Source organism: Acinetobacter sp. CY81 (genome assembly GCF_059515925.1).
Genome location: NZ_JCAKNC010000016.1, coordinates 14286 through 37990 on the forward strand (window position 1 = coordinate 14286; position 23705 = coordinate 37990).

The following is a 23705-nucleotide window of genomic DNA, read 5'->3' on the forward strand; positions in this document are numbered from 1 at the left end:
AGGCATTTTAGGTTCAGTTATGTTCGCTGCTCTAGCACGTTTGAGTTTAGTTACCAAAATTATTATCGCCATTATTTTAGGTGTGGCTGTCGCTGTCTTTATTCCCCAAGTTGCACCGTATTTAAGTATTCTCGGTGACTTATTCATTAAAGCATTAAAGTCAGTTGCTCCAATTTTAGTTTTTGTACTTGTTTTAGCATCTATTGCCAATTTTACAGTGGGTAATGGTGCCAATGCCAAAATTAAACCGATTATGGTGATGTATGGTATTGGCATGTTCTTGTCTGCATTAGCAGCAGTTACTGTGAGTAACATATTCCCAAGCACATTATTTTTAGATATTCCTGCAAATTCAGAATTGCAAGCTCCTGGAAGCTTGGCTGAAATTTTCAAAAACTTATTATTAAGTTTTGTTGCAAACCCTGTAACTGCAATTGCTGAAGCGAACTTCATCGGTATTTTAGCTTGGGCTGTTGTGCTTGGTCTGGCATTCCGTCATGCAACTGATACGTCTAAAGTCTTTTTGACCGATGCCGCTAATGCTGTAAATCGTGTAATTCGTTTGGTGATTAATTTTGCCCCTATTGGTATCTTCGGTTTAGTAGCTGTTACATTTGCTGAATCTGGGATCAAAACACTGACGAGCTATGCACATTTATTGGCTGTTTTGATCGGAACCATGTTCTTTGTTGCATTGGTGATCAACCCGATTATGGTGGCTATCGTTACACGTGCTAACCCATATCCTTTAGTGTTCAAATGTCTTCGTGAAAGTGGTATTACTGCATTCTTTACACGTAGTTCAGCAGCGAATATTCCTGTTAACTTGGACTTGGCTAAACGTTTAGGCGTTCCAGAGACGACTGCAAGTGTTGCAATTCCATTAGGTGCTGCCATCAATATGGCAGGTGCTTCGGTAACGATTACAGTACTGACTTTAGCGACAGTGAATACACTGGGTATTCCAGTTGACCTCACTACAATGATTATTCTTTCAGTGGTTGCAACCATCTCTGCATGTGGTGCTTCTGGTGTTGCAGGTGGATCATTACTTTTGATTCCAGTGGCTTGTGGTCTTTTCAATATCTCTTCAGATATTGCAATGCAAGTTGTGGCGATTGGTATGGTGATTAGTGTTCTTCAGGACTCTACTGAAACTGCATTAAACTCATCTACAGATGTATTATTTACTGTGGCTGTTGATCGCGCTCCAACAAAATAATATATTGAAATGGTAGATTTTTTCGATATAAAGTCATGCCATTTCAACACCTTCCAAAATGGGTTCAGTTCGGAGCTTTCATGCTCGCAATGAATGCGGGCATGATTAACGTTTTAGGACTCATTTCCCTTCTGCATCAATCTGTTTCTCACATGACAGGGAATGCCAGTTTGATTGCGCTTAGTCTTGCCGATCAAGACTATTCCTCTGTGATTTTCCTTGTATTAGTTGTCATCAGTTATGTGCTCGGTTCAAGCTATAGTGGCTTTATTCTTGGCAATAGCCATTTTCAACTGGGTCGACGCTACGGCCTACCTTTGACTTTGGTCACCATATTTATTCTACTCTGCTGGTTATTCATCAATGAATATCCACGTTATGCCTTACTCTGGGCATGTGCCTCTATGGGAATCCAAAATGCAATGGTCAGCCATTATCAAGGTGCTATTATCCGAACCACACATCTTTCTGGTGTACTCACAGACCTTGGTTTAGCATTAGGATATTTTTTTCGGGGGCTTAAAAATGACCCTAAAAAAATAATTCTGCATTTATTGATCTTAATTGGCTTTATTACTGGCAGTATAGTTGCAGCAATCAGCTATCCTTATTTACAATTGAACGCATTCCTTATTCCTGCAGGTTTGAGTTTCTTGCTCAGTCTGATCTATTGGATTCTCTATTTGCGGCATTCCCGTAGTTAATTTTTGGTTGGTATTTAAATGGTTAAAAATGCATTGCAAGCTCAATTGCTGAAAGCAGGCTTGGTCGATAATAAAAAGGCGAAAAAGCTGTCTAAGCAAGCCGTACATGAACAACGTACAGGTCAAAGCTCTGAGGCTGAACTGAAAGCTAAAATCGAAAAAGACCAACAAGAGAAACTTTCTAAGGATCAAGCTTTAAGTCTAGAAAAGAAACTGGCTTTGGATGAAAAGACCCTTCGTGCATCTGTGATTCAAATGATCAGCCATCACAAAATTAAAGAGACTGATGGCGATGTGACGTATCAATTTATTGATGATAGTAAAATCAAAAAGGTGTATATCAATCAGAAAATTTATAATGCTTTAGTTTCTGGTAGCTTGGTTGTAGCAAAAGACCATGATCGTTATGCATTTTTACCTAAAGCATTAGCTGAACGTATTAATGAAAAATTGACTGGTTTTATCTTGGTGAATAACAGTGAAAATACCACTGAAGTGACAGATGAAGAAGATCCGTACGCAGCTTATGTTATTCCAGATGACTTAATGTGGTAAAACGCGAACTTAGCGTACTCTCTCAGAGAGCAAAATGACTTGGTTTTATCAGCTAAGTTTGATCCGTAATGCTTTTTACTTTAAAGCTGAAATTTATTGAAAGACAAGCCCAGCTTGTCTTTTTTTATTTTCTACATTGGATTGATGGTAGTGGCATCACAAAACCTATGAAGAACACGATTTCACATTTTAACTTCAATACTAATTACATTCTTTTTAAAGTAAACTCGAACTAAAACAAATTTGTAAGAGTTTCAGCAATGCTAAAGTGGTTTGAAAAACGCGTAGATCCCTATCCAACGGAAGGTTTAAATGAACCTTTACCTACAACGTTTTTCCCATTTGTATGGCAGGCTGCAACTGGTGTTAAAAAATACCTCATCTGCTTGATTTTATTTACGGCCGCAACGGCAAGTTTTGAGGCTTTATTTTTCTCTCAAATTGGTCATTTAGTGGATTGGTTAACCCAATCAACACCTGAAACATTCGTTGAAAATCATCAGCAAAATATTATTATCCTGAGCTTAATTTTATTCGCGAATATCTTTTTTTCAAGCTTTCAGTCCATTATTCGCCATCAGATTTTATACAGTAGTTTCCCCATGCGTCTGCGTTGGAGATTCCACAACCTATTGCTACGTCAAGGTTTGGAATTTTTCCAAAACGATTTTGCAGGACGTTTATCTGCAAAAGTGATGCAAACGTCTTTGGCTGTCCGAGAGTTTTGGATGATTTTGGGCGATATGGTCACTTATGTCGTGATTTACTTTATTACCATTAGTGTTGTACTGGGACAAGTTTCCCCTATTTTACTGATTCCATTGTTTATTTGGCTGACTCTATTTGTTGGCGCAGCGTTGTACTTTATTCCAAAACTCGGTCAAGTATCTAAAAAACAAGCCGATGCACGTGCAGTGATGACAGGTCGTGTTACCGATGCTTATACCAATATTCAAACGGTTAAACTTTTTGCACATGCAGGTCGAGAGAGCCAATACGCAAAAGAGTCTATGCAAGAGTTCATGGTGACTGTATTTCAACAGATGCGTCTGGGTACTAAATACGAAATCTGTATTAACTTACTGACAGCTGTATTGTTTTTTGGTGTCCTAGGTACAGCTGTTTGGTTATGGCTACAAGGTGAAGCGCAGATTGGGGTCATTGCTGCCACCACAGCGATGATTTTAAAGCTCAACAGTATGGCTGAATTTATGATGTGGCAAACCTCAGCCTTATTTGAAAATATTGGTACCATTCAAGACGGTATGAAAACTTTAGGTAAACCAATTCATATTCAAGATTCACCGAATGCCCTACCGTTAAATATTGATCAAGGTGGAATTTCATTTGATCAAGTGACCTTTGCCTATAATGATAAAAAAGTGATTGATCAACTGAATCTCGATATTAAGCCAGGTGAAAAAATTGGTATTGTCGGACGTTCTGGTGCAGGAAAATCGACTTTAATTCAATTACTTCTTAACTTCTATCGATTAAACCAAGGTCGCATTTCTATTGATGGTCAAAATATTCAAGATGTGACTCAAGATAGCTTAAGAAAAAATATTGCACTGGTCACTCAAGACACGTCTTTATTGCATCGAACCGTGGCTGAAAACATTAAATATGGTCGCCCTGATGCAACTGATGAAGAAATGTTTGAAGCTGTACGTAAAGCCAAAGCTGAAGAGTTTATTCCTCAACTCACTGATTTACGTGGTCAAACTGGATACGATGCATACGTTGGAGAGCGTGGCGTTAAATTGTCAGGTGGTCAACGTCAAAGGATCGCCATTGCACGTGTCTTCTTAAAAGATGCCCCAATTTTGGTATTAGATGAAGCCACCAGTGCACTAGACTCCGAGGTTGAAGCTGCGATTCAATCGAGTTTAGATGATTTAATGCAAGGTAAAACAGTGATTGCAATTGCTCATCGTTTATCTACAATTGCTCAAATGGATAGATTAATTGTTTTAGATCAAGGGTCTATCGTAGAACAAGGCACTCATGAAGAGTTAATTGCCCAAAATGGAATTTACGCCCAGTTATGGCAACGTCAAACGGGTGGTTTTTTAGTAGAACAAACAGTCCTAGCAAAGGAAGAAGATTAAATGCTGTATCTGGAAGATATAAAAATTGGCGATCGCTTTAAAAGTCGTGAATATGAAATGACTTTAGATGAAATTAAAAAATTCGCCAGTCAGTATGACCCTCAAGTTTTTCATTTAGACGAAGAAAAAGCCACAGAACATCCTATTTTCAAAGGTATTGCAGCCAGTGGTTGGCATACTTCAGCTGTGACCATGCGTTTATGGACGGAATGTTTTCCAGTCGCATATGGATTAATTGGATCTGAATCGAGTTTGAGATGGCCACGCCCTGCACGTGCCGGTGATCTTCTACATGTAGAAGTTGAAATTGTTTCTATTACGCCCTCTAAGACGAAAACAGATCGTGCTATTGTGTCTTATGTCAACCAGACTCGAAATCAACATGGTGAAGTACTACTGATTTCTACCACAAAAATTATTGTATTCAGCCGTGAAGCGGCTTCAGGACAAAGCTAAAGCTTTGTCCAACAATTTTATCGATTTTTCATCTGAATTTATGACAATATAAATTGTAGAAATAAATATTAAAATAATTGTGACAAGCTATGGATCGCAAATGAAAACAGTCTCAGTTCGCCAAGATTTAGGCATTCCAGGTGTGTACGGGCTTTTATTGCTCGATGTCGTTTCTCGTTGGGGATACAGTGCAGAATCTCTGTTTGCACCATTCCATTATACGCCTGAACAACTTGCTGATCCTGAGTTTCGCATTCCTTTGCCTATCGCAAATGAAATGATCATTCTTGCACGTAAAATGACGGGAGAAAGTTCGCTCGGTTATCATCTAGGTAATCAAATGCGTATTTCTATTCATGGTTTTATTGGTTATGCCATTATGACATCCAATGAAATCATGGATGCATTAATCCTTGCCAACCGTTTTATTCAGTTACGCATGCCCTTTTTACAGTTTCATTTTTCAACATTTACCGAACAAGTGTCTTTACAGCTGCAATGTGATATTGATCTTGAACCCTTAAGAACTGAAATTGTCATGTCATTAACTTTTGGCGTGATCACTATGGCAAAAGCATTAACAGGGATTGATGATCTACATGGCGAAATCAATTTTGACTTCCCTAAACCAGAAGGATTTGATCGCTATATTTCACGTATGGCGCCACAGCAAGTTGTGCATTTTGATCAAACTCATTTTGTTGCCAGTTTTGATAAAAAATATCTAGGTTTGAAAATGGTCAATGCTGATCCAATTTCAAGCCAAATTGCGATTAATCAGTGTGAAGCTGAACTCTCAGAACTGGGAGAAAGACGTCGTATTTCAATGCGTGTTCGTGACATTCTCACCCATTCAGAACAGCATTATTTAAGCATTGAAAATGTTGCAGATCGCTTACACATGTCTGATCGAACTTTAAAAAGACAATTGGCTGCGGAAGGTACATCTTTTTCAACCATTGTCGATGAAGTTCGCTATCGTCATGCAACGTCCCTATTATCACGGACAGATTATACGCTCGAACAGATTGCTGATGAACTCGGTTACTCAGATGTAGCCAACTTTAGCCGTGCATTTAAACGTTGGAGTGGTCGAAGCCCAAGCAGTTGGCGTAAAGATCCATATCTATAGATTTTTTTGAACTTTCGCTTTGGTTCAAAACCATGTATAACACTGAAAAAATTTTGTTTTGTTCATTCTGTTAGAGCTAAGGAATCATTATGAATCATCCTTCTGAGTTGAAATACGCAAGTACACATGAATGGGTTAAGATCGAAGGTGAACTTGTCGTTACAGGTATTTCTGATCATGCACAAGATGCTTTAGGCGACTTAGTTTATGTTGAAGCGCCAGAAGTCGGTACTGAGATTACTGCAGGTCAACAAACTGGTGTGGTTGAATCTGTCAAAACTGCTTCTGATATTCATGCGCCTATTTCAGGTATTGTGGTGGAAATTAACGAAGCACTTGAAGAAGATCCTGATTTCGTCAATGATGATCCGTATGGCAAAGGCTGGATTTATAAAATCAAACCAAATGACATTGCTGATGTAGAAGAATTATTGTCGAGTGAACAATACGAAGCTGGTCTGTAAATTTAAGTGTCAATAAATGAGCATAAAAAATCAGCCAATTGGCTGATTTTTTATTTTAGACGATTAAATATGGTCGTTTATTCCTGCCCTACGCCATCATCAAACATTTTAAACGAACTGGTTGCACGATCCGCACCTTCAACTTTACGCTTACTGTTCAGTTTTATTTTTAAACGAATTTCATTCATTGAGTCGGCATTTCGAATTGCCTCATCATAACTAATTGAACCATCATCGTATAAATCAAACAATGCCTGATCAAAGGTTTGCATGCCTAACTCACGTGATTTCGTCATGATCTCTTTAAGCTCATGGAAATTACCTTTGAGAATCACATCTGAAACCAAAGGTGTATTGAGCATGATTTCAACAGCCGCACGACGACCTTTGCCATCCTCAGTTCGAATAAGACGCTGAGAAATGATCGCTTTCATGTTAGAGGATAAATCCATCAATAACTGATTACGACGTTCCTCTGGGAAGAAGTTGATAATACGATCAAGAGTTTGGTTGGCATTGTTCGCATGCAGTGTACCTAGGCATAGATGTCCTGTTTCGGCAAATGCAATCGCATGTTCCATCGTTTCAGTATCACGGATCTCACCAATCAAAATCACATCAGGTGCCTGACGTAATGTATTTTTGAGTGCGTTATGCCATGAGTGACAGTCCACGCCCACTTCACGGTGTGTGATCATTGATTTTTTGTGTTTATGTACATATTCAACAGGATCTTCAACTGTAATGATGTGTCCTGCTGAATTTTCATTACGGTGATCAATCATCGCAGCCAATGAAGTTGATTTACCAGAGCCTGTTCCACCAACTACCAAAATTAAGCCACGCTTTTCCATAATTACGTCTTTTAACGATGGAGGAAGTTTAAGCTTGGTAAAATTTGGAATCTCTGAAGTAATGGTACGAATCACCATCCCCACATTCATTTGTTGTTGAAAGATATTGACACGAAAACGAGAGACATCTGGAATACTGATCGCAAAGTTACATTCTAATTCACGTTCAAATTCTTCACGTTGTTTATCATTCATTATACTGTGTGCAAATAGTTTGGTTTTATCTGCAGAAAGTTCTTGTGAACTGAGCGGCTTCATTAAGCCTTGATGTTTCATACTCGGAGGAAAATCTGCTGATATGAATAAATCTGAACCGCCATTGTCAAACACATTTTTGAGCAAGCGGAACATGAAACTACGCGCTTCATTGATTAACTCAGTAGAATACATTGATCACCCCATCGAACTTTAGTAACTTACTTTTAAGCGTGCAAAATCCATTCTAAATTGTCTTAAAATTTTTAATGATCAAGCACTTATTTATGTTTGTAATAATGCACATTTTTAATAAAAGGCTCAAATATTAAAACTAGATCGCCTTAGTTAATTCTATTTAAAATGTCTACGTGTTCAAATTATTTAAGAATCAAATTTGAACAATTAGATCAATAACCATAAATCATCATTGATTGAAGCATTATAAAGTAAAGCCCCATGGCTGGGGCTTTCATAACACATATTATATAACTGAAAAACTATGCACTCTGTTTCAAAGCTGTAGCTCTTAATTGTTCGGCAACCTCTAAATAAAGTTTTTCAGTTTTATCCCAACCTAAACAACCATCAGTTACAGATTGTCCATAAATCATGTCATGGCTAATTTTTTGATTACCATCGACTAAGAAGCTTTCAAGCATCACACCACACACATTGCTTTCAGCTTTTTCTACAATAATTTGCTTCAAAACTTCGGGTTGATTCAATGGATTTTTCGCGCTATTGCCATGACTACAATCAATCACCAAAGGTGGCAAATGTCCTTGATTTCTGTCACGGATTTTTTCAATTTCATTCAATTGATAATTGGTTCCCGAATTTGAACCACGCAAAATTAAATGCGCATTTGGGTTACCTTCAGATTGCAGTATTGCAGGTAAACCCGATTGACTCATTCCCAAGAAGTGATGCGAATGACTCGATGATTGAATCGCATCCAAAGCAATCTGAATCGAGCCATCCGTTCCATTTTTGAAACCAATGCTGTACGGCATTTGGCTTGAAATTTCACGATGAATTTGCGATTCACTGGTACGTGCACCCACTGCACCCCAAGCCAATAAATCATCAAAATACGCTGTTGCCATTGGGCTTAATATTTCAGATGAAATAGGTAGCCCTAATTCGATAATATCTAAATAAAGCTGACGCGAACGTTCTAGACCCAGTTGCATATCTGCTGATCCATCTAGATTTGGGTCATAAAGGAAACCTTTCCAGCCAACTGTGGTACGTGGTTTTTCAATATATGCACGCATAACAAATAAAATTTTATCGGCAACATTTTTTTGTAATTCTATTAATTTTTCAGCATATTCGAGGACAGCTTTAGGATCATGAATCGAGCATGGTCCTGTGATGATCATCAGTCTCTCATCAGTACCATTGAGAATATTTTCAATCGCTTGGCGATGATTTTGGATTTGTTCTTTTAATTGAATACTCAAAGGGAATTGTGCCTTCAAATGTATAGGCAATATCAGTTGTTTTTCTTGATCTTGAGATTTATTCGAATGTAATGTTTCTAAACAAGTATTTAAAGCATTCATAACTGTTCCTTTGGACTGCTTCTGACAGTCCGATCTTTTATCTGAGCGTATGTGTTCTATTGGATGGGTTAATTTGAGTTACTGATTTGCTAAAACAGTACCAATAAGAATTGCTAAAATAAAAAGTGTTAAAGTTGTTCATGTCATACTCCAAAAGTCTAAAAAACGTGCATAAAAAAACCTGAGCGGGGTTGCCGATCAGGTATAAACTTTGATGGGCAACCTTTAAGTTGCCCGAACGCGTCTAGGCAACTAGTTCTTAAATTGCCAAAAATAATAATAAGCGTTATTTGTCAAAAGTTCGTTTTGCATGTCTTTAGAACATAGTAAAAATTAATCTTGAGTCCACAATACGCATATTTAATCTGCTTTACAAGAGCTTTCTTTTAAAAAATGAGGATTAATTTTAGTACTTTTTGTATCTTAGAATTAATTATAAACTTCTGAAATAAAATAAAAAAAGGCAACCTGATGAGGGTTGCCAAAAACTGAAATTCTAAAATGTTATTCAATAATTTTATTCATCAACATCGACTTGGCTTCGCTGGCACATATTGCGCGACTAAATAAAAATCCTTGCCCAAACTGACAGCCCACTAATTGGAGACTATCTAGCTGTTCCACTGTTTCAATACCTTCAGCAATGACATCAAGACTGAGGATTGGACCTAACTTTGCAATCCCCTCTACAATTGAGCTGATTGATTTTTCTTCGTTCATTCGATTAACAAATGCATAGTCAATTTTAAGACAATCCACAGGATAATCACGTAGATGTGTCATTGAAGAATGCCCTGTTCCAAAGTCATCTAAAGAAATACGAATGCCATATTCTTTCAATTTCTTCAGCGCACGAATCACGAACTCAGAACCACGTTCAGACAAAATATGCTCTGTGATTTCGATTTCAATCAGTTGAGGCGGAATTTGATATTGCTCTAAACGTTTGATCAGTAATTCAGCATAATTATCACGCATGAATTCCACAGGAGAAGCATTAATCGAAATCGGCACAACTCTTAAATCTTGATTCATCCAATTCGACATATCCGTAAAGATACGTTCATGCATAATCAAACTGATTTTTGTGGCTAACTCATAATCATTGAATGCTTCGACAATGGTTGCTGGGAAATAAACCTTAGCTTCACTGTCTTTCCAGCGAAGTAGCGCTTCAAAACCAATAATTTCACGATTATCTAAGCGCACTTTAGGCTGATAAAAAGGTTCGATCAATTGCTCACGAATAATGTAGCGTGCAGTCTCTAATTGCTGCGTTTTTTGCTCCGCAACTTCCATCATTTCAGTGTTATATAGTCTAAAACCACCACGACCACGTTCTTTGAGATCATTTAGCGCAGTATCGGCACATTTCATCAACTCAATGCCATCTGTTGCATCTTGAGGGAAAATCGCACCACCGATACTCATACCGCCATTAATTAACTTGCCTGCAAAAGTCACTGGTGATTCGTTTCTTTTCAATAACTGCTTAGACACCTGTTCCAGATGTTCAATATTTTTAAGATTGGTAACAATAACGGCAAATTCATCGCCACCTAAACGCGATACGTAGGCATTTTCATCTAAGCATTTAGAAAAACGTTTAGAAAGAACACGGAGTAAATGATCGCCAGCTGAATGCCCTAAGGTGTCATTAATATTTTTAAAGTGATCCAAATCAATGAACATCATGCCCACTTTTGTTTTGGTTCTTTTGGCATGAGCTATAGACTGTTTTAACTTGGCTTTAAAACTTCGACGGTTCATCAGCCCCGTTAACTCATCATATTCACTTGAGATTTTTAATTTATTTTCAGCCACACGCTGCAAGGTAATGTCGCGAGATACACATAGAATACTGCTGGTTTCACCACTTTCGTTTATTACAGGTGTGAGGATATTATCCCAATACATGGTGATATTCCCTGACACACTTTTTCCAGCAAAACGTGAATTTTGACCTTTAGCAGCAATTTTAATCGCTTTACTGCCTTGATCTCTCACTTCTGGAGGTAACAAGCCAAGCCATTCCATACCGAATTTACGAACACGCTCTTTACCTAATAGCGCTCGACAACCCGATTTATTCATGTGAGAGACTTGACCAGTCGGCGTAATAATCTTAATACAATCAACACTCACATCGAGCATGTCAGTATTTGCGCGCAGCATATCTGCTGTTTCTCTCAATTGCACTGCACGTTCATGAATATTGGTAAAGCTGACGGTCCAATCGTAGAATTGCCCTGAGTTTGAATTACTTTTCGCATTGACCAAGAACCAAAAATATTCGCCATTGGTTCCTTTAATACGACATTCTTTTTCAAAAGATTGACCTGATTTTTGAGCATGCATCCAAATATTATAGAAATGCTCTGCATCTTCAGGATGAAGGTATCTGATCCAATCTCGATGATGTAAATCCTGACTTTCTGAACCAATATAGTTTTTAAGTATTGAATTTGCGTATCCGATACCAGCTTTGGTTAGCCAAACCATTTGTGGAATTTGATCGAGTGCGCGCTTAAAGTCATCGCTTAATTGAGCTTTAGTAGGTGTTTGTTTATTTTTAGATCCTTCAGCCTGATTCATCATAGAATCATTTTGTAAATCAAGAATACTCATAAAACAACCTGTTTAAAATTTTGTTGGCTACACTCAATATAACTGCGTAAAATAAATTTGTATATATTTTAACCATTAAGTTTCTACTTTTAAGGTTTGTTCTATATTCAAATCTGTACAGTTTTAATTATATATTGTGATAGCACTCACACTTAAGTCAATATAATGATTATTGTAGCACTTATTTATCTAAATTAAATGCATCCCCATTTGCATGATAATACATCAATATTTCAGAAATGGGTAATAAGTAGGCTGAATATTTTTTTATAAGTTATTCATTACAATGAATTTATGTTTAAGCGCTTAAGGGTTTTAATTTTTAATTAATATTAAAATATTTCTAAGTTTAAATAAAAAATATTTATCTAAAAATAAGCTTGGTCTAAATATCATGTTCATTTATAAATAAATATTTTTAAATATAATCTATTGGAAAAATCTTTTAATTTGATCAGTTACTTCAATCGTTTGTTCAGCATGTAACCAATGCCCTGCATTTTTAATAATACTCAGCTGAGAAAATGGAAATTGATCTTGAATAGATTCAAAATGGGCATCTTGCGAAATATAGTCTGAATGCTCACCTTTTAAAAATAAGGTTGGTTTCATCCAAGGCTCTATTTCTTGCCACGAAATGATATTTTCATAATGAGCCAGTAATGCTTTTACGTTAAATTTCCACTGTCCTTGTTGGAACGATTTTAATAAAAACTGGATGACACCCATTTCTTGAATATAGCTTTGCATAATTTCAGTGGCTTCTTTACGTGTTGATACTTGAGCTTGTTCAACTGCAATAAGTGCTTCAAATATTTGATCATGATGTCGTTGTTGATAGGCAAATGGTGCGATATCTAATATAGCCATACGTTCTAATCGCTCTCCGGCAATTTCAGTTAATTTCATGGCTACTTTTCCACCCATAGAATGTCCAATCACTGAAAACTGCTGAATATTTAAATGCGCTAACGTTTCAAGAACATCTTGTGCCATGACCAAATAATCGATTTGATCATCATGTCCAGATTCACCATGATTTCTCAAATCTAACTGGACAATCGCGTAATCATTTTCAAATGCTCGAACCAACATGCCTAAATTACTTAAACTTCCAAACAACCCGTGAATGAAAACAAGCGTTCCTTGATGAGTTTCACTTTTAGCCTGTTGGTACTGGTAGTTAAGAAGCATAAGGTTTCCTTATCAGGTTTGAGTTCGAAGTTGAATAGCGTAAAAATATTGTTAAATATAGCATTCATTAAAACAGTGAACGGATGAAATTTGATAACTTACATCTTAAATAAGTCAATTCGTTATTGGTCTTTATAATGAAAAGTTTCAAGACTTATAAGAAATAGTCTTGTTTTTAATAGTTGAGAGAAACTTTAAATTATATATATTATCTAAATATTCATTTCTTTGTTAATTTTAGGAAAAAGTCCATGTTTCAACATGTAGATCCTTATGCTGGTGACCCGATCTTATCTCTTATGGAAGAGTTTGGTAAGGATGAACGCACTGAAAAGGTTAATTTAAGTATTGGTCTTTACTACAACGAAGAAAGTATTGTTCCTCAATTAGAAGCTGTAAAAAAAGCCTACAAAAATATTGAACCAACCAATGAAAAAGTAAAACTTTATCTTCCTATGGATGGTTTAAAGTCTTATAACGATGCGACTCAAGCATTGGTATTGGGCAAAGACAGCCAAGCACGTAAAGATGGTCGTGCTGTAACGATTCAAACTTTAGGTGGTTCTGGTGCGCTTAAAGTCGGTGGTGACTTTATTAAAAAATATTTCCCAGAATCTGATATCTGGGTAAGCCAGCCGACTTGGGATAATCACATTGCGATTTTCAATGGTGCAGGTGTAGCTTCTCACTTCTACCCTTACTACGACGCTGAGACCAATGGTGTCAATGTTCCTGCAATGCTTGAAACATTATCAACTTTACCTGCAAAAAGTGTTGTACTCCTTCATCCTTGCTGTCATAACCCAACAGGTGCAGATTTAACACCTGCCGAATGGGATCAAGTGATTGAAGTATTGAAAAAACAAGATTTACTTCCTTTCCTAGATATTGCTTATCAAGGTTTTGGTCAAGGTCTTGAGGAAGATGCTTACCTAATTCGTGCTTTAGATAAGTCTGGAATGAACTTTATCGTAAGTAACTCATTCTCTAAAATCTTTTCTTTATATGGCGAACGTGTTGGTGGTTTAACTTTCGTTTGTGATGATAAAGAAACTGCTCAAAAAGTATTGGGTCAGTTGAAGGCGACGGTACGCCGTATTTATTCTAGCCCAGCAACAACGGGGGCATTATTGGTGAATAATGTTTTGAACGATGCAGCGTTGACTGCTGAGTGGGAAGCTGAGTTGAAAGAAATGCGCGAGCGTATTATTCAAATGCGTCAATTGCTTCAACAAAAGTTAAATGCTGAGCTTCCAGATCGTGATTTCAGCTACTTAGTCAAACAACAAGGGATGTTTAGCTATACAGGCTTAACCGCTGAGCAAGTTGATATCTTAAAAGATAAATATGGTATCTATTTAGTACGTAGTGGTCGTATGTGTGCTGCGGGTCTAAACCTAAATAACATTGATGTTGTTGCAAAAGCATTTGCTGAAGTATTAAAAGCGACTGCTTGAAAATTATTCTTAATACCCTGATAGGTATTAAGAATATAGAAATAACATAGATATAAAAAAGCCCAAATAAATTTGGGCTTTTTTATCTGAATATCAGCAGCGCTTATTTTGAAAATTATGCTTTAACAAGAATTATTCTTGGAAATGAATCACAGAACGAATGGATTTACCTTCATGCATCAAATCAAAAGCTTCATTGATTTTATCTAAGCCCATGGTATGCGTCACAAATGGTTCAAGTTGAATGTCACCTTTCATTGATTCTTCAACCATACCTGGAAGCTCAGTGCGACCTTTGACACCACCAAAAGCAGTGCCTTTCCAGCTACGACCTGTCACCAATTGGAATGGACGCGTTGAAATTTCTTGTCCTGCACCCGCCACACCAATAATGATCGATTGTCCCCAACCGCGATGGGCACATTCCAGTGCTGAACGCATCACATTGGTATTACCAATACATTCAAATGAATGATCTACGCCCCATCCTGTTTTTTCAACAATCACTTCTTGGATTGGACGATCATAATCTTTTGGATTTAAAAACTCAGTTGCACCAAACAGTTCAGCCAACTTGAATTTATCTGGATTTGTATCGACAGCAATAATACGGCTTGCTTTAGCTTTACGAGCACCTTGCACCACCGCTAAACCAATACCACCTAAACCAAAGACAGCAACCGTATCGCCCTCTTGCACTTTAGCTGTATTTTTAACTGCGCCAAGTCCTGTGGTCACGCCACAACCCAATAAGCAAACATGCTCAGGATTCGCTTCAGGGTTTACTTTAGCCAATGATACTTCAGCAACGACAGTGTATTCACTAAACGTTGAACACCCCATATAGTGGTACACAGGCTTGCCATTATAAGAGAAACGTGTTGTACCATCAGGCATTAAGCCTTTACCTTGTGTTGCACGAACTGAAACACAGAGGTTAGTTTTTCCAGATTTACAGAATAAGCATTCACCACACTCAGCTGTATAAAGTGGAATAACGTGATCACCTGGAACGACACTAGTTACACCTTCGCCAACTTCAACTACGATACCTGCACCTTCATGACCCAATACTGCTGGGAATACGCCTTCAGGATCATCACCTGAAAGTGTAAATGCATCTGTATGGCAAACACCTGTATGTGTGATCTTAACTAGAACTTCACCTGCCTTAGGTGGCGCTACATCTAATTCAACAATTTGTAAGGGTTGGCCCGGACCAAATGCGACAGCTGCACGTGATTTCATATAAAGATCTTCCTTTAAAATAGGGTCTTAAACAGATGCTTTACAGTAACCGCTTTTTATAAGAAGATTCAATATAAAGGATGACAATAAAATGTCCGATCAAAGCATTAAAAATTTATGAAAATAACGCTATTCAAGAAACGATTCTCTATTTTATTGATCAGTGCCGTTGTCGTTAATTTATCTGGATGTTCTTTACCTATGAATACAAGCGTAGATGAAAATCCATTTGAAGCACGAATTGGTAGTTGGATTAACAATAGCGAAGAGTCGCAAAAGAAAGTTGATGCTGGACTTACGGCTTATCTGCCTTTACAAGACCCTTTTATGAGTATGGCGACACGCCTTTACCTGATTAATGAAGCAAAACATCATTTAGATTTGCAATATTACATTTGGGAAGATGATGCTATCGGTCAACATCTGCTGTCTGAGTTGCTGAAAGCTGCAGATCGTGGAGTCAAAATTAGACTGTTGATTGATGATCAGAACGGAACGAAGTTGGATGAAACACTGATTCAGCTTGCGCAACATCCTAATTTTCAAATTAAACTATTTAATCCCTATAAATATCGTAATTTTCGCGTGATTGATTACATTTTTAGATTCAATCATATTAATCATCGTATGCACAATAAACTCATCGTTGCGGATGGAACTGTCGCAGTAACTGGTGGTCGTAATATTAGTAGTGAATATTTTGATGCAAGCCATGATTTTCAGTTTGCTGACATGGATATTTTCTTTGGCGGTGAAACGGTACATGATGCAAATACTTCATTTTTACAATATTGGAATGATGACCTGAGCTATTCAATTCAAGATTTGGTCAAAGCTCAACCCGATGATCAACTTAAAAGAATTAGAAAGAAATATGCAGAATCAACAGATTTTCAAAAAATAGACAGTGAATCTCGAATTATTCAAGCACAGGATCAAATTAGGGAAAATTTAAAGAACCGTCCTGTGAAATGGGCAAAAGCCCATTTTATTGCGGACTCTCCTGACAAAGTTCGCAGAACAGTAGAAGATCATGAACTTTTATTTAATCAAATCATGAATATTATGGGGCGACCTAAAAACCATATGGAATTTGTTTCAGCCTATTTTGTGCCAACTCAGGCTGGGGAGGATTATTTGGTCGGACTCGCTCAACAAGATATTAAAGTTCGAGTGCTCACCAATTCATTTTTAGCCAATGACGTTCCATTAGTTCATGCTTTCTATCAAAAATATCGAAAACCACTCTTAGAGAATGGCGTACAACTGTATGAGTTTAAACCTTATATAGAACGTGACCGTAGAACTTGGTATGAAGTTATGACAGGAAATGTGATTCCTGCTAAAGGTAAAAATACTTCACGTTTACATGCAAAATACTTTGATATTGATGGGATGGTGTTTATTGGATCATTTAATTTTGATCCACGTTCAGCACATCTCAATACCGAAGTAGGTCTGGTGGTTGAATCTGATGCTTTGCAAAATGAAATTTCTGATTCTTTAGATCAATACCTGCCGCAAATGGCATATCAGTTAAAGCTGAATGAAAAAAATGAAATTATTTGGTTAGATCACAAAAAAGATGGTTCTATCAAAGAATATACGGTCGATCCCGAAACGACAAAGTTTCAACGATTCATTATGTATACCGTGTCTTATCTTCCTATTGAATGGATGATGTAATGACATTCAATACACCTTATTAAATAAAAGGCAAATTCAAATTATTGAAAGTTTATGAATCATACTTATAAGTTGTCTCTTGATATAATTTTCGTCTTAGCTCATTCCGTTACGGTATTTCACTCACAATGGAAATTATCTTAATATGCCGTTTTAAGCATGTTTGCTTCCATTTACTCCCACTGTGATTTTAAATGCAATTTTTTGACTTAAGTCGTCAGTTTAACTTGAATGACTTACTGATTCCTTCCCTAAATTTGACTGAGCTCTCTCAGCAAGAATGGTTTTTAACTAAAATTCGAGTAGACCATGACTGTATTCATGAGAATGACAGTGTTGAAGGTCAAGCGATTATTCAATCTAATCAAAATGTTCAAATTGAATTGGAATGGACGATTTTTGATTCTGGACATGATTTACAAGTTTTGTTCAAAGGCATTGAAACTGAAGTCAATCAACAGACTTTATTATGTATCAAAGGTGCGAAAATCATCGATGATCAAAAAGAGCCTATTTCTACCCATGCTTTAAGCTTATGGATTGAAGGTACATTGTTACCTTTGCTACCTAATATTCGCCGTGAGATTAAATTACGTCTAAACCTTTGGGACTATGTTGGCTTTTCTGATTAAAGTTCTGATTAAAGCAGTGAAACTTTCTTAAATAATGTCATATAAGCATCTGCTTTTTTATCCAATGGCAAAGGATAAGCACGTGATGAAGATGGCATACGATATAAATTCAGCTCTCGATGTGCAAAATTTACTGTTGAAGATTCACCAATGGTCGGTTTTATCGCATCGTTTGGCATAGAAAGCATCAATGTATCTGTCGCTTTATCGCCTGTTGTCACGATGTTGCGGCACTCGGGCATTTTAGTAAGTAACATCAATATATCTGTGGCTTTCTCGATTTTTAAAAATTTGTCTGAAGCATTACCTGTTAAACGTGTCACTTGATAAGCCGTGTCATAAATACCGATTCCTGCCTCATTTAAAAAACTTATAATTTTGTCTAAATGAAAACTTTTATTCGACAAATCTAAAAAATAATCTTTATCTTTAAAAAAACATAAACCAAAAATTCGCCACATATCATTTTGATAATTCGGATAATAGAAATCCATTTTCCAGCGTGTCTGTGGTGGTGGAAAACTTCCTAACATCAATAATTTGCCATTTTTAGGTAAAAATGGTGCTAAAGGATGTGTTTCAATCATCAGTGTTGTTCAACCTATGTAATTCTCTTTTTAAAATATTCGTGTATTTGGATTAAACCAATCACTTATTTTCCATAACGCTCACTACGATCATTTGTATAAAATAATTTGGTATTTCATTTTGATTTCAATCTTGAAAATATAATCGAACTTTATCGGCAACCTGTTTTGCCCATAATTGATAAACGTCTTTACTTGGATGAAAACCATCTGCAGCCATATCCAATTTTAAATCACGGTATTGTTGAATGTCATATTCAATCCAATCCATTTTTGGGTGTTGATTGACCAAGATCGCCAATTTTTGATTCATTGCTTGTGCATATTGTCCAAATAACCAGCCCAAAGGATTTGGTAAAGCAGGAAACATATCCATAGGAGGTACACCTGTTGCGATAATCAACTGCGGTGAAAATTTTTCTTCTATTAATGAATATAAAGCGTGCTGTTTTTTGATCCATTGATTTGCACTGTTCAATTTTGTTACATCATTGACGCCAACTGAGCTCAATACAACATCAAAATGACGATCCTTTAAAGTATCAATCGTTTGAATGACTTGATCCGTAGTATGCCCTGTTGTTGCTTCCAGTTGCCACGTGATCTCAAAATCAGGATTGAGTTCATTTAGGATTGAACCCGTGAGCGCATCATTTTGGTGATTGACCCCAACGCCCGCAGCGGCTGAGTCTCCGACGATTAATATAGATAGCGCTTTACCTGAGCCAATCAGACCCTCGCGCTCACCCTCAGGCTCGGGCAAACGAATAATATTTTTCTTTACTTTATAACCTTGAATGACCAGTGCCGGTAAAAGTGCAAAAGTCGCTAGTTTTAGTCGCATAAACAGTTTGATCAGCCTGACAAATTGATATTGATTGTAAATCAGTATCTTTTAAATCACATAGCGATTTTGAATCAAATGATCTAAGTTTCAAGACTGCATAGATGATTTTGTATAATGAGCAGAAATCTATCCTAAATTCATTTATGATAATGATTATCGTTTATTTTTCTGGACTTGTTTTGAAATCTGTCTATGTCACAGCTCTTTGTATGAGTTTAATCTCAATTCAATCTGCTGTATTCGCTAATGAAAAAACTATATTCGAAAATATTCAACTAGAACATTCAAATCAAATAAAGATGAATCAATATGCTCAGCCGTGTGAGGCGATATTGCCTCAGAGTGAACAACTTAAAGCCATTCAAAATAAAATCGCTCAATCACCACAGGAACGAAAAAAGTATTTAAACCAGTTTTGGGATCACGTTAAAGGTATTGGAACGCCTTTAATTGAGCCAATAGATCAGCATAACAGTAGAATGATTTTTCTATGGCGCGGTGCTGAACACAATGTCCGCTTAATTGGTGGTCCGAGTAATGATCATGAATGGCTCACAAGGCTACCCGATACCGATATTTGGTTTAAAGAAAGCTTAGTCGATAACCGATTTATTGGAAGTTATAGTTATGCTGTGGACTTACCCAATTTAGATGGCTATTTATCTCACTACTGCCCTCAATTAAATTCTAATTTAAAAGAATCACGGGTACAGCGCCGTGCAAGTCTTCAAGTGCAAAAAATCGATCCATTGAATACAAATGCATGGTTTCAACCTCAAAGTAAAACCATCTCAAATGATGCTACTCAAAAAAAGCTCGATGAATTATCACAAAAAATAAAATTAAGAAGTGAAAATATTGTCTCTTTAAGTCAATCGCCTCAATTTATTGATCCATCACTATATCCAAATCACCCAAATCCAAAGCTGAAACACTTTATTTTAAAAAGTAAAATAATGGGCAATGAACGAATTATTCAAACCTATCAATCGAAAAAGAAGAATCCAAATGATTCATATATCACGGCTATATTTTTTGATGGGAAACAATATTCTGAATTACTCAATGTTCCCAAAGCTTTAGACATTTTAGTGGAATCAGGTCAGCTACCACCGATTCAAGCTGTTTTTGTTTCACATCCATCAGATACGCTTCGACCTCAAGAGTTGACACCGAATAAAGCTTATACTCAATTTTTCATCGATGAACTTATGCCATTTATTGATCAAAAATTGCCAAATCGTGATCGCTCTAAAACGGTCATTTTAGGTTCAAGCTTAGGAGGTCTAAGTTCAGCCTATATGGCAATGCAGTTTCCACAACAAATCAGTCACGTTGTACCGCTATCAGGTTCATTTTGGTGGCAGAAAGACTCGCAAGATCTACCAAATTCGATGAGTAAAATCATTCGAGAAAGTTCTAATCAATCTAAACAACAATGGTTTATTTCTGCCAATACTTACGAGACTTCAAAAAATAACAATGATCTGAGCATTTTGGAAACCTCAGAAATTGTGGCGAATGATTTAAAGAAACAGGGACATCAGGTTCATTATCAAAACTATGTCGGTGGACATTCTTATGCAGTGTGGCAGATGATTTTACAAGATGCGTTATTACACTTTTTTGCTCAAAACCATCAATAAACACAACGATGAATAAATAGATATAAAAACCTGCTATTCATTTTAAAACGATTAGCAGGTTGAGTCTTTCAATAGATAGGATTAGATTTCGCCAACCACCACTGTATTACGACCACTATTTTTAGCTTGGTAAAGTGCGGCATCAGCAGCATCTAAGAAACGTTGATAATCTGGGTGACCATTGTATTTCACCACACCTATACTAACTGTGAAGTTGAAACTTCGACCATCATTGGTATGTATGGTTGTTCCTTGTACGCGTTTTCGAATTTGCTCCGCGGCGTCTAAGGCATTTTCAAGGCTATTGTCTACTTGTAGCAATAAGAACTCTTCTCCACCGACACGGAAGGCATAATCACTTCCACGTGCGAGATCTAACAGAACTTCTGCTAAAAATTGCAGTGCTAAATCACCAGTACTATGCCCGTATTGATCATTAATCTTTTTAAAATAATCCGCATCGATAGCAAGTAAAGTCAGCGAGGTATTATTTTTACGAGAGAAATTGATTTCACGACCCAGAATCGTATTCAAATAACGACGGTTAAGTAGTTGCGTCAGCGAATCATTGCCTGAACCAATATATTCAGACACTTGGAATAACTGCTCAATCAAATGCAAAATTTCACGATTTTTTTCGCGAAGTTGGTGAATCAATTGTAAAGAATGGTCTGTATCCGCACTCTTCATAATTTGATCATTCAAAGCATCGACATGGTGAATAGATTTGATGATCACTTCAACTTGATTCGAGCTTGAAAATGCATAGGCTGCTTTATGAATAAACCACAAACCAAATTCAGATTTAGATAAAGCAGAATGATTAAAGGCTGGATTTTGAGAGAATACTTTGAACATCAGTTCATTTTCCCAATCCAACAAAGAACCACGTTGCTTTTCTTTTTGCGTTGAAACATCCTGCATCGCTGAGAATAAACGATAGGTATGCTTCATATCATTCTTCACTTCGAGGTTTGCCTCGTAAGAACGACACATAATTTCCGATGAAAAACTTAAAACCTGAACCATATACGTCAAAATGAAATAAGCGCGTTCATGACTTTCATTTTCAACGAGTAGAAATATCTTTTTAATAATTTCACGAATACCACGCATGATGAGCCACGATGGAATTCCCACACGTGCATGCACATTACCTACAGTATTGTGTTTTTTAACCATTTGCTCAAAGGTGTCTTTGAGAGGTACTTCAAAACTATCTAAAATCCATTGATCCAGCGTTTGCTGTAATTTTGAATGGACAATCCCCACTGATAAGAATTCAAGCGCATGTTGCTCTTTCATCATCTGAGTATAAAACTCACTCACTAAATCAGAAGAGTTGACTTTGACAAATTCGAAAGTATCATTCAGCTCTGAAGTAGAATATTTTGCACAAATGTCTTTCCACTGCTGGGTGAGCAATTCTATTAATTCTGGATTCATGCTGAAAAACCTAATGCTGAAGTTTTATTCTACTAAACTACTAATATATCAGATTTTTATATTTTCAATGCATGAATTTTTCGATCAGCTTAATCGTTAATCAAAGTTAAATCTAAAGCCGCTCTTTTAGGCTCTAGATTTAAACAATGGATCACTGTTTCATTTTACAGTCTCAGCATAATCCTAATAAAATTAGAATACTGATTAACCTAATTTATTCACCCATTTTAAAGGCAAGACTTTCATGGCAAAACCGAGTGGTAGCCAAGGCCACTTAGGAACATATGCTTTGATCGGTGCTTTTTCAATTTCTTCTGCTAAAAGTCGAGAACCAGTTTTTTCATCCACTTCAAAGGGTAGTTTTGCAGCACCTTCATTAATTTCAGTACGAATATAACCAGGGAAAATAGTGGAGACTTTAATCGGAGTGTCGATCAGCTCTGCACGAATACCCTCTGCTAAGAATGCGACCCCTGCTTTACTTGCTCCATACGCAGTTAAGTGTTTAGGCATACCTCGCATCGCACTCATAGACGAAATCATCACCAAATGACCTGAGTTTTGCGCTCTAAATATTTCTACAGCTGCTTCTGCTTGTGCAAGTGCAGAAATGAAATTGGTTTCGACGGTTGCACGGTTAATTTCAAAATTACCTTTTCCAATACGACGACCTTGCCCTACACCTGCATTAACGATAACGCGATCAATCGTTCCAAAATCCGCTTTGAATGCTTTAAACACCTCAAAGACTTGATCATAATCGGTCACATCTAATATTCTTGCACTGACTTGAATACCATATTGAGCGCTTAACTCTTTTTTTAGCTCTTCTAGTCGTTCCATACGACGTGCGCAAATGGCAAGGTTATAGCCTTTTTTGGCAAATTCACGAGACATGCCCGCGCCGATTCCTGAACTTGCACCTGTAATTAAAATTGTTTTTGCCATCTTTAAATCCTTTTTATTTCATTTTAATTGCATTATTTGATCATTTTAATTGTTCGCTTTCCCTATAAAAACGAACAGTTATCAACTTTTAAGTCAGAATTTAAACTTCCTTTTCAAAAAAT

General features: G+C 36.8%; 20 protein-coding genes. 11 read left to right on the plus strand and 9 right to left on the minus strand.

Going from position 1 to position 23705, the window contains the following annotated elements:
- Window positions 1-19: 19 nt before the first annotated feature.
- The 7 genes from sstT to gcvH all read left to right on the plus strand — a co-directional run bounded on the left by sstT (window position 20) and on the right by gcvH (window position 6644).
- On the plus strand, window positions 20-1222 hold the full coding sequence (gene sstT / locus AC5YDM_RS14055) for a serine/threonine transporter SstT (RefSeq protein ID WP_496152701.1): 1203 nt from the start codon (window positions 20-22) through the stop codon (window positions 1220-1222).
- Between the two features lie 35 nt (window positions 1223-1257).
- Window positions 1258-1926 carry a YoaK family protein gene (locus tag AC5YDM_RS14060; RefSeq protein WP_496152702.1) on the plus strand — a complete coding sequence of 223 codons (669 nt, stop codon included), beginning with the start codon at window positions 1258-1260 and terminating at the stop codon, window positions 1924-1926.
- Between the two features lie 18 nt (window positions 1927-1944).
- Window positions 1945-2481 carry a DUF2058 domain-containing protein gene (locus AC5YDM_RS14065; protein WP_496152703.1) on the plus strand — a complete coding sequence of 179 codons (537 nt, stop codon included), beginning with the start codon at window positions 1945-1947 and terminating at the stop codon, window positions 2479-2481.
- A 260-nt stretch (window positions 2482-2741) separates the two neighbouring features.
- Entirely contained in the window at window positions 2742-4592 is a 1851-nt protein-coding gene (locus AC5YDM_RS14070; RefSeq protein WP_496152704.1) for an ABC transporter ATP-binding protein, read from the plus strand.
- Window positions 4593-5048, plus strand: a complete 456-nt coding sequence (locus tag AC5YDM_RS14075; RefSeq protein ID WP_496152705.1) for a MaoC family dehydratase — start codon at window positions 4593-4595, stop codon at window positions 5046-5048.
- A 100-nt stretch (window positions 5049-5148) separates the two neighbouring features.
- Window positions 5149-6180: a helix-turn-helix transcriptional regulator gene (locus AC5YDM_RS14080; protein ID WP_496152706.1), complete on the plus strand. Its 1032-nt coding sequence runs from the start codon at window positions 5149-5151 to the stop codon at window positions 6178-6180.
- An 89-nt stretch (window positions 6181-6269) separates the two neighbouring features.
- On the plus strand, window positions 6270-6644 hold the full coding sequence (gene gcvH, locus AC5YDM_RS14085) for a glycine cleavage system protein GcvH (protein WP_496152707.1): 375 nt from the start codon (window positions 6270-6272) through the stop codon (window positions 6642-6644).
- A gap of 77 nt (window positions 6645-6721) precedes the next feature.
- Here gcvH and AC5YDM_RS14090 read toward each other — a convergent pair whose 3' ends face one another.
- The 4 genes from AC5YDM_RS14090 to AC5YDM_RS14105 form a co-directional block, all read right to left on the minus strand.
- Window positions 6722-7888, minus strand: coding sequence for a PilT/PilU family type 4a pilus ATPase (locus AC5YDM_RS14090; protein ID WP_496152708.1), 1167 nt, complete (start codon window positions 7886-7888; stop codon window positions 6722-6724).
- A gap of 305 nt (window positions 7889-8193) precedes the next feature.
- Window positions 8194-9264: a 3-deoxy-7-phosphoheptulonate synthase gene (locus tag AC5YDM_RS14095; RefSeq protein ID WP_496152709.1), complete on the minus strand. Its 1071-nt coding sequence runs from the start codon at window positions 9262-9264 to the stop codon at window positions 8194-8196.
- Window positions 9265-9768: 504 nt separating this feature from the next.
- A complete protein-coding gene (locus AC5YDM_RS14100; protein ID WP_496152710.1) occupies window positions 9769-11892 on the minus strand; it encodes a sensor domain-containing protein in 2124 nt (707 codons plus the stop codon).
- A gap of 429 nt (window positions 11893-12321) precedes the next feature.
- Window positions 12322-13086, minus strand: a complete 765-nt coding sequence (locus tag AC5YDM_RS14105; RefSeq protein WP_496152711.1) for an alpha/beta fold hydrolase — start codon at window positions 13084-13086, stop codon at window positions 12322-12324.
- A 251-nt stretch (window positions 13087-13337) separates the two neighbouring features.
- Here AC5YDM_RS14105 and AC5YDM_RS14110 point away from each other — a divergent pair, with 251 nt between their 5' ends.
- The gene (locus tag AC5YDM_RS14110; protein ID WP_496152712.1) at window positions 13338-14543 is read left to right on the plus strand and encodes an amino acid aminotransferase; all 1206 of its coding nucleotides are present in this window, start codon (window positions 13338-13340) and stop codon (window positions 14541-14543) included.
- Between the two features lie 132 nt (window positions 14544-14675).
- On the opposite strand, the gene AC5YDM_RS14115 is transcribed toward AC5YDM_RS14110, so the two are convergent.
- Complete coding sequence (locus tag AC5YDM_RS14115) at window positions 14676-15791, minus strand: S-(hydroxymethyl)glutathione dehydrogenase/class III alcohol dehydrogenase (protein ID WP_496152713.1); 1116 nt, start codon at window positions 15789-15791, stop codon at window positions 14676-14678.
- A 201-nt stretch (window positions 15792-15992) separates the two neighbouring features.
- Between AC5YDM_RS14115 and AC5YDM_RS14120 the strand changes: the two genes are divergently transcribed.
- Together AC5YDM_RS14120 and AC5YDM_RS14125 are read left to right on the plus strand one after the other, a co-directional pair.
- Window positions 15993-17477: a phospholipase D family protein gene (locus AC5YDM_RS14120; protein WP_496152714.1), complete on the plus strand. Its 1485-nt coding sequence runs from the start codon at window positions 15993-15995 to the stop codon at window positions 17475-17477.
- Between the two features lie 194 nt (window positions 17478-17671).
- The gene (locus AC5YDM_RS14125) at window positions 17672-18109 is read left to right on the plus strand and encodes a hypothetical protein (RefSeq protein ID WP_496152715.1); all 438 of its coding nucleotides are present in this window, start codon (window positions 17672-17674) and stop codon (window positions 18107-18109) included.
- A gap of 8 nt (window positions 18110-18117) precedes the next feature.
- Here AC5YDM_RS14125 and AC5YDM_RS14130 read toward each other — a convergent pair whose 3' ends face one another.
- Window positions 18118-18696, minus strand: a complete 579-nt coding sequence (locus AC5YDM_RS14130; RefSeq protein WP_496152716.1) for a uracil-DNA glycosylase family protein — start codon at window positions 18694-18696, stop codon at window positions 18118-18120.
- A 127-nt stretch (window positions 18697-18823) separates the two neighbouring features.
- The gene (locus tag AC5YDM_RS14135) at window positions 18824-19540 is read right to left on the minus strand and encodes an SGNH/GDSL hydrolase family protein (RefSeq protein ID WP_496152717.1); all 717 of its coding nucleotides are present in this window, start codon (window positions 19538-19540) and stop codon (window positions 18824-18826) included.
- A 212-nt stretch (window positions 19541-19752) separates the two neighbouring features.
- On the opposite strand from AC5YDM_RS14135, the gene AC5YDM_RS14140 reads away from it, so the two are divergent.
- Window positions 19753-21189, plus strand: coding sequence for an alpha/beta hydrolase-fold protein (locus AC5YDM_RS14140; protein ID WP_496152718.1), 1437 nt, complete (start codon window positions 19753-19755; stop codon window positions 21187-21189).
- Between the two features lie 81 nt (window positions 21190-21270).
- Here AC5YDM_RS14140 and AC5YDM_RS14145 read toward each other — a convergent pair whose 3' ends face one another.
- Together AC5YDM_RS14145 and AC5YDM_RS14150 are read right to left on the minus strand one after the other, a co-directional pair.
- Entirely contained in the window at window positions 21271-22635 is a 1365-nt protein-coding gene (locus tag AC5YDM_RS14145; RefSeq protein ID WP_496152719.1) for a diguanylate cyclase, read from the minus strand.
- A gap of 204 nt (window positions 22636-22839) precedes the next feature.
- Window positions 22840-23583, minus strand: a complete 744-nt coding sequence (locus AC5YDM_RS14150) for an SDR family oxidoreductase (RefSeq protein WP_496152720.1) — start codon at window positions 23581-23583, stop codon at window positions 22840-22842.
- Between the last annotated feature and the right edge of the window lie 122 nt (window positions 23584-23705).